General features: G+C 72.6%; 11 protein-coding genes. 6 read left to right on the plus strand and 5 right to left on the minus strand.

Annotation, left to right across the window (positions count from 1 at the left end; translation table 11 throughout):
* The first annotated feature begins 50 nt into the window (after window positions 1-50).
* On the plus strand, window positions 51-605 hold the full coding sequence (locus tag ACIPM1_RS24615) for a DUF485 domain-containing protein (RefSeq protein ID WP_402438094.1): 555 nt from the start codon (window positions 51-53) through the stop codon (window positions 603-605).
* Window positions 602-2,194, plus strand: coding sequence for a cation acetate symporter (locus ACIPM1_RS24620; RefSeq protein ID WP_402438096.1), 1,593 nt, complete (start codon window positions 602-604; stop codon window positions 2,192-2,194). Before ACIPM1_RS24615 ends, ACIPM1_RS24620 begins: the two co-directional genes overlap by 4 nt.
* 113 nt (window positions 2,195-2,307) lie before the next feature.
* On the opposite strand, the gene ACIPM1_RS24625 is transcribed toward ACIPM1_RS24620, so the two are convergent.
* Window positions 2,308-3,000, minus strand: a complete 693-nt coding sequence (locus tag ACIPM1_RS24625) for a response regulator (protein WP_356188262.1) — start codon at window positions 2,998-3,000, stop codon at window positions 2,308-2,310.
* Between the two features lie 160 nt (window positions 3,001-3,160).
* Here ACIPM1_RS24625 and ACIPM1_RS24630 point away from each other — a divergent pair, with 160 nt between their 5' ends.
* The 3 genes from ACIPM1_RS24630 (at window position 3,161) to ACIPM1_RS24640 (ending at window position 5,970) form a co-directional block, all read left to right on the plus strand.
* Window positions 3,161-3,976 (plus strand): ABC transporter ATP-binding protein, encoded by an 816-nt coding sequence (locus ACIPM1_RS24630; protein WP_356188260.1) that lies wholly within the window; start codon window positions 3,161-3,163, stop codon window positions 3,974-3,976.
* Entirely contained in the window at window positions 3,966-4,829 is an 864-nt protein-coding gene (locus ACIPM1_RS24635; RefSeq protein ID WP_402438100.1) for an ABC transporter permease, read from the plus strand. The genes ACIPM1_RS24630 and ACIPM1_RS24635 overlap by 11 nt, the downstream gene beginning before the upstream one ends.
* A gap of 79 nt (window positions 4,830-4,908) precedes the next feature.
* Window positions 4,909-5,970, plus strand: coding sequence for an ABC transporter substrate-binding protein (locus tag ACIPM1_RS24640; protein WP_402438103.1), 1,062 nt, complete (start codon window positions 4,909-4,911; stop codon window positions 5,968-5,970).
* Window positions 5,971-6,025: 55 nt separating this feature from the next.
* Here ACIPM1_RS24640 and ACIPM1_RS24645 read toward each other — a convergent pair whose 3' ends face one another.
* From ACIPM1_RS24645 to ACIPM1_RS24660, 4 genes are all read right to left on the minus strand, one after another.
* Window positions 6,026-6,706: a response regulator gene (locus ACIPM1_RS24645; RefSeq protein WP_402438106.1), complete on the minus strand. Its 681-nt coding sequence runs from the start codon at window positions 6,704-6,706 to the stop codon at window positions 6,026-6,028.
* Window positions 6,703-8,391, minus strand: coding sequence for an ATP-binding protein (locus tag ACIPM1_RS24650; protein WP_402438109.1), 1,689 nt, complete (start codon window positions 8,389-8,391; stop codon window positions 6,703-6,705). Before ACIPM1_RS24650 ends, ACIPM1_RS24645 begins: the two co-directional genes overlap by 4 nt.
* Window positions 8,392-8,506: 115 nt before the next feature.
* On the minus strand, window positions 8,507-9,469 hold the full coding sequence (locus ACIPM1_RS24655; protein ID WP_402438112.1) for a sucrase ferredoxin: 963 nt from the start codon (window positions 9,467-9,469) through the stop codon (window positions 8,507-8,509).
* 54 nt (window positions 9,470-9,523) lie between these two features.
* The gene (locus tag ACIPM1_RS24660; RefSeq protein ID WP_402438115.1) at window positions 9,524-10,783 is read right to left on the minus strand and encodes a citrate/2-methylcitrate synthase; all 1,260 of its coding nucleotides are present in this window, start codon (window positions 10,781-10,783) and stop codon (window positions 9,524-9,526) included.
* Between the two features lie 97 nt (window positions 10,784-10,880).
* On the opposite strand from ACIPM1_RS24660, the gene ACIPM1_RS24665 reads away from it, so the two are divergent.
* Entirely contained in the window at window positions 10,881-12,044 is a 1,164-nt protein-coding gene (locus tag ACIPM1_RS24665; protein WP_402438118.1) for a citrate synthase/methylcitrate synthase, read from the plus strand.
* Window positions 12,045-12,145 lie beyond the last annotated feature (101 nt).

Raw genomic sequence — 12,145 nt, forward strand, 5'->3', positions numbered from 1 at the left:
AGGACGGCGAAGAGAAGTCGGGGATCTTTCCGTTCTGTCCATCCTTGGACATGCAGTCAAGCAACGGTCGTTCCCGCGGTGGCGGTGAAGGTCCCGAGAACGTGGTCGAGAACCACGAGGGCCAGGATTCGTCATCCGGAGACATGAGGTATCAGGACCCCTGGTACGACGCGCTGGCCTCCGGATGGGGTGAGGGGGACGGCGTGCCCGTCCCGGCCGCGCCGGTACCGGGGGCGCGCCGGGAGGGTCAATCCGGCGGCGCCGTCGGCGCGGCGGCCGGCGTCTACCTCGAGGTGCAGCGCAGCGCGGCGTTCCGGGAAGTGCGCGGCCGGTACCGGAGGTTCGTGGTGCCGGCGGTCGCGGTCTTCTTCACCTGGTACGTGGGGTACGTGGTGACGGCGACGGCGGCGCCCGGTCTCATGGCGCGACCGGTACTGGGCGCGGTGAACGTGGGGATGCTGGCGGGGCTCGGCCAGTTCCTCAGCACGTTCCTCCTCACCTGGGCCTACGCGCGGCATGCGCGGCTGCGCCGGGACCGGGCCGCGTTGGAACTGCGCTGGGAAACCCAGGAGCTGACGCGCGGTGTGCGAGGCGGGGTTTCGTGACGAGCAACCATCAAACCCTGGCACTGCTGCTGTTCAGTGTGTTCATCGCCGTCACGCTGGGGATCACGACCTGGGTGAGCCGTCACCGGCACGGATCGGCGGAGGAGTTCTACGCGGGCGGCCGGCTCTTCTCGCCCATGGAAAATGGTTTTGCCATCGCCGGCGACTACATGTCGGCGGCGTCCTTCCTGGGCGTCGCGGGGCTCATCGCGCTGTTCGGCTACGACGGGATGCTCTACGTGGTGGGCTTCCTCGTGGCCTGGCTGGTGGTGCTGTTCCTGGTCGCCGAACTGGTGCGCAACTGCGGGCGGTTCACCCTGGCCGACGTGATCGCGGCCCGGATGAGCGAGCGGCCGGTGCGGATCGCGGCGGGAACCTCCTCGGTCACCGTCTCCGTCCTGTATCTGGTGGCGCAGATGGTGGGCGCGGGCAGCCTGGTGGCGCTGCTCCTCGGGCGGACCGGCCAGGGGGCGCAGGCCTGGACCGTCGTCGGCGTCGGAGCCCTGATGGTGGTCTACGTGTCGTTCGGAGGGATGCGGGCCACCACCTGGATCCAGATCGTCAAGGCGGTCCTGCTGCTGGGCGGCACCGTCGTGCTGACCGTGCTCGTCCTGGTCCGGTTCCACGGCGACCTCGACCGCCTGCTGCTCACCGCCGCCGAGCGCAGCGGCCACGGGGACGCCTTCCTGGCCCCCGGCCTGAAGTACGGCGGGGACTGGACGGCCCGCCTGGACTTCATCAGTCTCGGACTCGCCCTGGTGCTGGGCACGGGCGGACTGCCGCACATCCTGTCCCGGTTCTACACGGTGCCGACGGCGCGGGCCGCCCGCCGGTCGGTCATCTGGTCGATCGGCCTCATCGGAGGCTTCTACCTGATGACGATCGTCCTCGGCTTCGGGGCGGCCGCGATCGTCGGCCCCGCGGCCGTACGGGACTCCAACGCGGCCGGGAACACCGCGGTTCCGCTGCTCGCCCTCGACCTGGGAGGCGGCGCGGACTCCACGGGGGGCACCGTGCTGTTCGCGGTGGTGGCCGCCGTCGCCTTCGCCACGATCCTCGCCGTCGTCGCCGGGATCACGCTCGCCTCCTCGGCGTCGGTGGCCCACGACCTGTACGCCTCCCTGCGCCGCCGGGGCGCCCGGCAGCGCAGCGAGGTCGCCGTGGCGCGGGTCGCCGCGGTCGGCATCGGCGTGGTCGCGATCGCGCTCGGTCTGCTGGCCCGTGATCTGAACGTCGCCTTTCTGGTGGGCCTCGCCTTCGCCGTCGCCGCCTCCGCGAACCTGCCCGTGCTGCTCTACTCGCTGTTCTGGCGGGGTTTCACGACGCGCGGCGCCGTGTGGGCCGTGTACGGCGGGCTGGTGCCGGCGCTGGTGCTCGTCGTGGTGTCGCCGGTGGTGTCCGGCAGTCCCGACTCGCTGTTCCCGGGCGTCGACTTCCAGTACTTCCCGCTGCAGAACCCGGGCATCGTCTCCGTCCCGCTGGGCTTCCTCGCCGGCTGGCTGGGCACCGTCACCTCCGCCGAACCGCCGGACGAGGCCAAGCACGCGGAGACAGAGGTGCGGTCGCTGACCGGCGCGGGAGCCGTGTAGACGCCGTCTCCGGTGGATCAAGGGTGGATCAAGGGCGCGGGAAGACGGTGAGAAACGCCCTTGACCAGCGCCGATGAGACGGTGGCGTCCCGTCGCGGTGTCCGGGTGCCGGGTTACGGCGCCACCCACGCGTACCGGTGTTCGGGGCGGCCCGTGTCGCCGTATCTGAGGGAGAGGCGCAGACGTCCGGCCTGTTCCAGGTGGCGGAGGTAGCGCTGGGCCGTGGAGCGGCTGAGACCGGTCTCCGCGGCCACCTCGTGGGCCGACAGGGGCCCGCCGGCCCGGTGCAGGACGCCGCAGATCAGATCCGTGGTCGGCTCCGAGTGGCCGCTGGGCAGGCCCGGGGAGGACGGCGCGGGGCTGGTGCGCAGGGCACCGAAGATCCGGTCGACCTGTTCCTGCCCGGCCACCCCCCGGCCGCCGACGCGGTCGACGGTGCGGCGCAGGGCCGCGTAGGAGTCCAGGCGGGTGCGCAGCGCGGCGAAGGTGAAGGGCTTGACCAGGTAGTGCAGCGCGCCCAGGCGCATCGCCTGCTGCACGGTCGCCACGTCACCGGCCGCGGTGATCATGATGACGTCGGTGCCGTGGCCCTGTTCCCGCAGGTGATGGACGAGTTGCAGACCCGTCCGGTCGGGCAGGTAGTGGTCGAGCAGGACCAGGTCGATACCGCCGCGCTGGACGGCGGTCAGGGCCTGCGCGGCACTGTGTGCGCGGGCGGTCACCCGGAAACCGGGAACCTTTCCCACGTACTTGGCGTTGATCTCGGCGACACGGAAGTCGTCGTCGACCACCAGGACGTCAATCATCGGGCCTCTCTCCCTCAAGGCCTTGGCGAGCGTCAAGCCCGTTTTCGGCTCCGCTGTTGTAGCGCGAGCAAAACGAGCACAACAGGTGCTAGCGAGCAAAAGAACGGCTTGCGCCCAGAAGACTGCTGCTGTGGCCCGCACCACACCTACCGTCCCGGCCATGAGCGCAGACACCAGCCCCGCCATCGAACTGCGGGGCGCCAGCAAGACGTTCAGGACCCCGTCAGGGGGCCTGCACACGGCCGTGAGGGGCCTGGACCTCACCGTGGCACGCGGCGAGTTCGTGGCCGTCGTCGGCCCCACCGGTTGCGGCAAGTCGACCACGCTGACCCTGGTCAGCGGCCTGGAGGAGCCCAGCGAGGGCGAGGTGCTGGTCGCCGGCACACCGGTTCGCGGTGTCGGCGACAAGGTCGGGTTCGTCTTCCAGCAGGACGCCACCTTCCCCTGGCGGACCGTGCTGTCCAACGTGATGGCCGGGCCGCGCTTCCGCGGCGTACCGAAGACGGAGGCGAAGGACAAGGCGCGCGCATGGCTGGCCCGGGTCGGCCTCGCCGCCTTCGAGGACCGCTACCCGCACCAGCTCTCCGGCGGCCAGCGCAAGCGCGTCGCCCTCGCCGCCACCTTCGTCAACGACCCCGAGATCCTGCTGATGGACGAGCCGTTCTCGGCCCTCGACGTGCAGACCCGGGCGCTGATGTCGGACGAGCTGCTGGAGCTGTGGGAGGGCACGGGCGCCTCGGTCGTCTTCGTCACCCACGACCTGGAGGAGTCCATCGCGCTGGCCGACAAGGTCGTCGTGATGACCGCCGGTCCCGCGACGGTGAAGCACGTCTTCGACATCGACCTGCCCCGGCCGCGCAAGGTCGAGGAGGTGCGGCTGGAGCCGCGGTTCATCGAGATCTACCGCGAGATCTGGGAGTCCCTCGGCGAAGAGGTCCGCATCACCCGTGAGAGGGGTGCCGCCCATGTCGCCTGAGGTCCTCAGCACGCCCGTCGTCGACACGGCCAAGACCCCGGACCGCGCGCACTCCCGGGCCCGCGCCGCCCGCCGCCGCAGGACGATCGTGACCACCATGCGGGTCCTGCTCCTGGTCGCCGTGCTCGGCCTGTGGGAGGCACTCTCCCGGGCCAGGGTCATCGATCCGTTCAACTTCTCGATGCCCTCGAAGATCTGGGACCAGATCTGGACCTGGATCACCCACGGCACCGCGCTCGGCTCGCTGGGCGAGCAGATCTGGTTCACGCTCCACGAGGCGCTCCTCGGCTGGCTGTTCGGCGTCGTGGCCGGTGTGGTCCTCGGCATCGCGCTCGGCCGCGTCGCCTTCCTCGCCGACGTCCTCGGCCCCTACATCAAGGTGCTCAACTCCATACCGAGGATCGTCCTCGCCCCGATCTTCGTGATCTGGTTCGGGCTGGGACCGGCCTCCAAGGTCGCCTCCGCCGTGGTCCTGGTCTTCTTCCCGGTGTTCTTCAACGCCTTCCAGGGCGCCCGGGAGGTCGACCGCAACCTGGTCGCCAACGCCCGGATCCTCGGGGCGAGCGACCGCAGGGTGACCCTTCAGGTCGTCGTCCCGTCCGCCACCTCCTGGATCTTCACCAGCCTCCACGTCAGCTTCGGCTTCGCCCTCATCGGCGCGATCGTCGGCGAGTACATCGGCGCGACCAAGGGCATCGGCCTGCTCGTCGCGCAGTCCCAGGGCACGTTCAACGCGGCGGGTGTGTACGCCGCGATGGTGATCCTCGCCGTGGTCGCCCTCTTCGCCGAAGGGCTGCTCACCTTCGCCGAGCGCCGCATCTTCCGCTGGAAGCCCGCCGACTCCGGGGACTGAACGAACCCCTCCCGTACCGCAGTTCGCAGCACCAGCGCTTCTCCTGCCCGCACCGCCTCTCACAAGGACGTGAACTCCCATGCGCAAGACCGCCAGACTCGCCGCGTCGGCCGCCGCCGGCCTGCTCGCCGTCACCTCCCTCACCGCCTGCGCCAACGACGCGGCCAGTTCGACGTCCGACTCCGGGAGCGGCTCGGGCGGCGGCAAGGGCGAGCACGTCAAGATCATGGTCGGGGGCCTGGACAAGGTCATCTACCTGCCCGCGATGCTCACCCAGCGGCTCGGCTACTTCTCCGCGGAGGGCCTCGACGTCCAGCTGCTGAGCGAGCCCGCCGGCGTCCAGGCCGAGACCGCGCTCGTCTCCGGCCAGGTCCAGGGCGCCGTCGGCTTCTACGACCACACCCTCGACCTCCAGGTGAAGGGGAAGTCGGTCGAGTCCGTCGTCCAGTTCTCGCACGCGCCCGGCGAGGTCGAGGTCGTCTCCGACAAGGCTGCGGGCACGATCACTTCACCCAAGGACTTCAAGGGGAAGAAGCTGGGCGTCACCGGCCTCGGCTCCTCGACCGACTTCCTCACCAAGTACCTCGCGGTCAAGAACGGGGTCGAGGTCAGCGAGTTCACCCCGGTGGCCGTCGGCGCCGGACCGACCTTCATCTCCGCGCTCCAGAAGGGCGCCATCGACGGCGGTATGACCACCGACCCGACCGTCGCGACGATCCTGGACAAGAAGGCCGGGAAGGTCCTCGTCGACATGCGGACGCCGGAGGGTTCGCAGCAGGCGCTCGGCGGGCCGTACCCGTCGTCAAGCCTGTACATGCAGACGGACTGGGTCAACGGCCACAAGGACACCGTCCAGAAGCTGGTCAACGCGTTCGTCAAGACGCTCACGTGGATGTCCACGCACAGCGCCTCGGAGATCGCCGCCAAGATGCCCGCCGACTACTCCCAGGGGGACAAGGCGCTCTACGCCCAGGCGATCAAGAGCACACTGCCGATGTTCACCAAGGACGGCATCATGCCGGCCGACGGACCGCGGACGGTCGAGAAGGTCCTCAAGGCGTTCAACCCGAACATCAAGAACGCCAAGATCGACCTCAGCAAGACGTACACGACGGAATTCGCCGAGAAGGCCGCGGGCTGACATCCGTATGCAAGGGGGGCACGGTCCCTTCCCCCCGCCCCCTCGGGCCGTGCCCTCAGGCGCGGGTCGCCCACACGTAACGGTGTTCCGGGCGGCCCGCGTCGCCGTACCTCAGGGTCAGCCGTGCCCGTCCCGTACGCTCCAGCAGCTTCAGATAGCGCTGGGCGGTCTGCCGGCTCACCCCGGTCCGCTCCGCGATCTCCTGGGCGGACACGGGCGCGTGCGCGCTCATCAAGGATTCGCGGACGAGTTCGGCGGTGGCGGGGGAGTGCCCCTTGGGCAGCCCGGGCTCCGGCGCCGCGGCCAGTGTCCCGAAGATCCGGTCCACCTGCGCCTGTTCGGCCTCGCCGCCGCCGTCCAGGGTGCGCCGCAGCCGGGCGTACGCCTCCAGCTTGGCCCGCAGACCCGCGAAGGCGAACGGCTTGACCAGGTACTGCAGGGCTCCGTGCCGCATCGCCGCCTGCACGGTCGCCAGGTCCCGGGCCGCCGTCACCATGATCACGTCGAGCCGGTGGCCGCGCCGGCGCAGCTCCCGGACCACCGCCAGGCCCGTCCCGTCGGGCAGGTAGTGGTCCATGAGCACCAGGTCCACCTGCGGCAGCGTCTCCAGCCGGCGCAGCGCCTCCGCCGCGCTGTGCGCCTCGCCCGCCACGTGGAAGCCGGGCACCTTCTCGACATAGGCCGCGTGGACCCGCGCCACCCGGGTGTCGTCGTCCACGACCAGGACCTCGATCATCGCGACTCCTTCCCGGCGGCGCTCCCGGCCGCCCCCTCGGCGGCGGCGGCCGGTGCCGGTTCCGGTTCCGGGCCCGGCTCGGCGAGCGCCTCGGGCAGGACGACCGTGAACCGCGCGCCGCCGCCGTCGGCCTCGTCCACCGAAACGCTCCCGCCCTGCCGCTCGGCGAGCCTGCGCACCAGGGAGAGGCCGATGCCCCGCTTGCCGTGCGCCGGCGGCCGCTTGGTCGACCAGCCCTCCGTGAAGATCAACTCGCGCTGGTCCGCGGGAACGCCGGGCCCCGTGTCGCACACGCGGAGGACGGCGGTGCGTCCCTCGGCGCGCAGTTCGACCTCCACGCGCGCGTGCGGCGTGGCCGCGACCGCGTCCAGCGCGTTGTCCACCAGGTTGCCGACGACCGTCACCAGCCCCCCGGGATCGACCAGCCGGTCCGGCAGCCGGGTCCGGTCCGACACCCACAGCGCGACCCCGCGCTCGGCGGCGACGGTCGCCTTGCCGACCAGCAGGGCGGCGAGCAGCGGGTCCTGGATCTTCTCGGTGACCTGTTCCGACGTGGCCCGGTGGTCGCCGACCACCTCCCCGACGAACTCGACGGCGTCGTCGTACATCTCCAGCTCCAGCAGCCCGAGCAGGGTGTGCATCCGGTTGGCGTGCTCGTGGTCCTGGGCGCGCAGGGCGTCGATCAGGCCGCGTGTGGAGTCCAGTTCGCGGCCCAGCTGCTCCAGTTCGGTGCGGTCGCGCAGGGTCGCCACGGCGCCGCCGTCACCGGTGGGCATGCGGTTGGCCACGAGGACGCGCTGCCCGCGGACGGTGAGCAGGTCGGTGCCGGTCACCCGGCCGGCCAGGACGTCGGTCGTGCGGCCCGCGCCGAGGGCCTCGTCGAGGGACCGGCCGACCGCCTCGTCGCCGATGCCGAGCAGCCGCCGCGCCTCGTCGTTGAGCAGCCGGACGCGGCCGGTGCGGTCGAGCGCCACGACCCCCTCGCGGATGCCGTGCAGCATCGCCTCGCGCTCCGCGAGCAGCGCCGCGATGTCCGAGAAGGCCAGGTCCCGCGTCTGGCGCTGGACCCGGCGGGAGATCAGCCAGGCGGCCAGCGCGCCGACGGCGAGGGCGCCGCCCGCGTACGCGAGCAGCCCCGGGATGGCATGGAGCAGCCTGGCCCGGACGCTGTCGTACGCGATGCCGACGGAGACGGCCCCGACGATGCGGTGGTCGGCGCCGTACAGCGGCACCTTGCCGCGGGCCGAGCGGGCCAGCGTGCCCTTGTCGATCCCCATGACCTCCCTGCCGGCCAGCGCCTCGGTGGGGTCGGTCGACACCGGCCGGCCGATCCGCCGCGGGTCGGTGTGCGACCAGCGCACGCCCCGCCAGTCCATCACGACGATGTACTCGGCCCGCGTGGCCAGCCGGATCCGCTCCGCCGCCCGCTGCACGGGCCCGTCGGCCGTCGGGGCGGTGTTCTGCACGTCCCGCGCGATCTCGGGGTCCTGGGCGACGGTCCGCGCGATGGCGAGGGCGCGGCGCATCGCCTGGTCGTCCAGTTGATGGCTGAGCGGCGCCAGGAACAGCCCGGTCGCCAGCACCGCCACCCCCGCGGCGATCGCCAGCTGCATCAGCAGCACCTGCGAGAACACCCGCCGGGGCAGGCCGAGGCGCCGGCGGCGTGCCGGGGGAGTCGGGCTCATGCCATGACGGTACGACGGAGGGCGTGCGCCACCCCAGGGGTGTGGCGCGGATCTCGTGCCCCGTCGCGGGACGACGGGACCGCGCGGGAGCCGGCCCCGGCGCGGGCCGACGGGGTCAGCCGGCGGGCCGAGCCGCCGTCGGTTCGCGTACGGCCACCACGTCCATCCGGCCGGGCGTGCCCAGCACCGACGCGCCGCAGCTCTCGGGACCCGGCGGCAGCGAGGCGCCCTGCGCCACGGACACCTGCCACCGGCGTCCGTCCGCATGGGCCACGGTCACCTCCCAGCGGGGCGCGGACTCCTCGGAGCGCACGACGGCCGGCTCGGTGCGCACGACGGTCAGCGCCTCCGCTCCGTCCTCGCCCGTCGCCGCGCGCACGGCCAGCTCGGCGGCCTGCGCGGGCCGCTCCCACGCCGTGCGGCCCCGGCAGCCCTCGACGACGACCCGGCCCTCCCGCACGGCGTGCAGCACGTCCTTGACGGCGTGCGCCTCGGCCCGGCCGTAGGCGTATCCGTACGGCAGCACCAGCAGCGTCGGGGAGAAGCGGTGGCCGCCGAGGTGCGTGACCTCCCAGACGCCCTCGACTCCCGAGGCGGCGAGTTCGGTCGCCAGCGGACGGCCCAGCAGCGCGCAGCAGCGGTCGCGCTTGCCGTTGGTGCACACGAGCGCGAGCGGGTCGCCCGTGTGGGACCCGCCCCCCAGCACCGTGTCGAAGGAGTGGTGATCGCCCCGGCCCAGCGCGGCGAAGTCGAGGTCGAGCAGCCGCTCCGGGTCGGCGGTCAGGGCGCTGCGCAGCCACACCCTCCCCGGAACGGTGTGGGCGGCGTACACCCGCCGCACGGAGGGGGTACGGCGGTCGGCGTGCGGTCCGGGGCGGCGGATGAACGCGACACGGACGCCGCTGTCCCGCGTGGCCCGCTCCAGGGCGCGGCCCACGGCGGGGTCCAGGTGGCTCGAGGTGAGCGCCTTGGCACCCCAGGGGCCGGGCTGTTCCAGGAGCAGCCACGTCGTGGCCGTGGCCGCGGTGGCGGACAGCGGCTCGTCGTGATCCCGGGAGACGGACGCGCACGTACTCACACAGGTGAGCCTAACCTGACTCGGAGCGGAGCGAGGCCCGATCGTGCGTGTGATCTATTCCGGCAGCGGTTGCGGTGGCCGCGGTCCCACGTAGTGGCCGCTCGGGCGCATGCGCAGCGGACGCTCCCCGTACTCCTCCAGGGCGTGGGCGATCCAGCCCGCCGTCCGGGCCACCGCGAAGATCGTCTCGCTCGCGGTGTACGACATGCCGCTGGACGCGGTCAGCACGGCGAGCGCCAGGTCGACGTTGGCGTGCAGCGGGGTGCGGCGGGCCGCGGTGGCCTCGATGTCGCGGGCCGCGGCGAGGGCCGGGGCGGCGCCCGGGATGCCTTCCAGGATCTCGAACAGGGCACGCGCGCGTGGGTCCTCGCCCGGGTAGAGGCGGTGGCCGAGTCCCGGGATGCGGCGGCCGTCCCGGAGCTCCTCGGCGATCACGGGGCCCGCCGAGCCCCGGTCGAGCACCTCCAGCAGCAGCCGGTGGGCGAGCCCGCCGGCGGCGCCGTGCAGCGGGCCCTCGATCACGCCCAGCCCGGCGGAGACCGCCGCGTAGGCGTGCGCCCGGGCGGAGGCGGCGACGCGCACGGCGAGCGTCGAGGCGGCCAGATCGTGGTCGACGAGCAGGGCCAGAGCGGTGTCCAGGGCGCGCAGCGACACGTCGTCGGCGGGGCGGCCGCTCAGCCGCGCCCACAGACGGTGGGCGAGCGGACCCTGATCGCGGTGGTCCCCCAGGACCGGCGGCAGCGCGGCGACGAGGGTGGGGATGAGGATGCGCGCCGTGCCGAGCACCGCGTCCTCCGACAGGTCGAAGCGCAGCGGGTCCGCGGCCGCGGCGGCGATCGCGGCGACCCGCAGCCGGTCGGTGGGCCCGGCGTGCTCGGGCAGGGCCCGCACGGCGCGGCGGGCCACGGCCACGGAGGCGTCGGGCGCGGTGAAGGTGACACCGGGACGCAGTCGCCCCGTCCACAGCCACTCGGCGACCTCCTCGTAGGTGTACCGGGCGGCCAGTGCGGTCGCGTCGACGCCGCGGAAGTAGTACCGGTCCTTCTCGATGAGCGTGATGCGGGTGCGTACGGCCAGTTCGCCGCCCGGGGCCGCCGAACCGCCGCCGCCCTCCCGCCTGTTGCGTGCGGCGAGCCTCTCGACCTCTCGGGCGTCGAAGGTGCTGCCCCGGCCGCCCGGCGCACGCCGGCTGCTCAGCTGGCCGCGGCTCACATAGGCGTACACGGTCTCGGGCTTCACGCCGAGCAGTTCGGCCGTCTCCCTGGTGCTGAGCCGCCGCTCCGCGGAGCCGGGGGCGGGTTCTTGATCGCGCATGGGGCTCACGGTATCCGTCCGGTCGTACATTGATCGAATCAATATTGACACCAAACGAGTCAAGCATGGACAGTCGAATCAAGTCCAGGGAGGAAACATGACCAGCAGCAGGGCCGCAGCCACTCTTGTCGACGTACCGCGGGGACTCGCGGGAGTCGTGGTCACCGACACCCGAATCGGTGACGTCCGCGGACGCGAGGGCTTCTACCACTACCGGCAGTACTCGGCCGTCGAACTGGCGCAAACCCGCCGCTTCGAGGACGTCTGGCACCTGCTGGTGCACGGCGAACTGCCCGAGCCGGAGACCGGGGCCGCCTTCGCCGCGCGGACCGCGGCGCTGCGCCGGCTGCCCGAGGAGGTCCGGGCGGCGCTGCCCGCCGTCGCGGCCGCGAGTGCCCGGTCCGGCCCGCTCGCCGCGATGCGCACGGCGCTGTCCGTGCTGGGCGCGGCGCAGGGCTTCCGCCCGCTGTACGACATCGACCCGGACCGGCGGCGCGAGGACACGCTGACGGCCTGCGCGGCGGTACCCACCCTCCTCACCGCGCTGCACCGGCTGGGGAGGGGGCTGGAGCCGGTCGAGCCGCGCGAGGACCTGTCGTACGCGGCGAACTACCTGTACATGCTGACGGGTTCCGAGCCGGAGCCGGAGCGTGCCCGCGCGGTCGAGCAGTACTTGATCTCAACCATTGACCATGGATTCAACGCGTCAACCTTCACGGCGCGGGTCATCGCCTCGACGGGCGCCGATGTGGCGGCATGCCTGGTGGGGGCCGTCGGCGCCCTGTCCGGACCGCTGCACGGCGGCGCGCCCAGCCGGGCCCTGGACACCCTCGACGCCATCGGCACGCCCGACCGCATCGACCCCTGGATCCGGGAACGCGTCCTGGCGGGCGAGCGCATCATGGGCTTCGGCCACGCGGTCTACCGCACCGAGGACCCCCGCTCCCACATGCTCCGGGAGACGGCCCGGCGCTTCGGCGGCCCGCGCGTCGACTTCGCCGTCGAGGTGGAGCGCCGGGCCGAGGCGATCCTGGCCGAACTGAAACCGGGCCGCGAGCTGCACACGAACGTGGAGTTCTACGCGGGAGTGGTCATGGAACTCTGCGGTCTGCCCCGTGAGATGTTCACCCCGACCTTCGCCGCGGGACGGGTGGTGGGCTGGAGCGCGAACATCCTCGAACAGGCCGAGGATTCGAAGATCATCCGCCCGGTGGCGCGGTACGTCGGACCCCGGGCGCCGGTGACGGTGCCGGCGGCCTGAACGGCGGCCGGTCCGCAGCGGCGGCGGCAGCGAGGGGCGCACGGCCCGGCGCCGTGTCCGACGTCCGCCCCGTGTGAGCCGCCGGCAGTCGTTCACTCCGG

This window comes from Streptomyces sp. NPDC086766 (genome assembly GCF_044746005.1).
In the GTDB taxonomy this organism is placed as follows: domain Bacteria; phylum Actinomycetota; class Actinomycetes; order Streptomycetales; family Streptomycetaceae; genus Streptomyces.

Excerpts from the sequence above, each read along its gene's own strand:
- ACIPM1_RS24615 (WP_402438094.1), top strand. The coding sequence starts at position 51 with ATGCAGTCAAGCAACGGTCGTTCCCGCGGTGGCGGTGAAGGTCCCGAG.
- ACIPM1_RS24625 (WP_356188262.1), bottom strand. The coding sequence starts at position 3,000 with ATGATTGACGTCCTGGTGGTCGACGACGACTTCCGTGTCGCCGAGATC.
- ACIPM1_RS24630 (WP_356188260.1), top strand. The coding sequence starts at position 3,161 with ATGAGCGCAGACACCAGCCCCGCCATCGAACTGCGGGGCGCCAGCAAG.
- ACIPM1_RS24635 (WP_402438100.1), top strand. The coding sequence starts at position 3,966 with ATGTCGCCTGAGGTCCTCAGCACGCCCGTCGTCGACACGGCCAAGACC.
- ACIPM1_RS24640 (WP_402438103.1), top strand. The coding sequence starts at position 4,909 with ATGCGCAAGACCGCCAGACTCGCCGCGTCGGCCGCCGCCGGCCTGCTC.
- ACIPM1_RS24645 (WP_402438106.1), bottom strand. The coding sequence starts at position 6,706 with ATGATCGAGGTCCTGGTCGTGGACGACGACACCCGGGTGGCGCGGGTC.
- ACIPM1_RS24650 (WP_402438109.1), bottom strand. The coding sequence starts at position 8,391 with ATGAGCCCGACTCCCCCGGCACGCCGCCGGCGCCTCGGCCTGCCCCGG.
- ACIPM1_RS24660 (WP_402438115.1), bottom strand. The coding sequence starts at position 10,783 with ATGCGCGATCAAGAACCCGCCCCCGGCTCCGCGGAGCGGCGGCTCAGC.
- ACIPM1_RS24665 (WP_402438118.1), top strand. The coding sequence starts at position 10,881 with ATGACCAGCAGCAGGGCCGCAGCCACTCTTGTCGACGTACCGCGGGGA.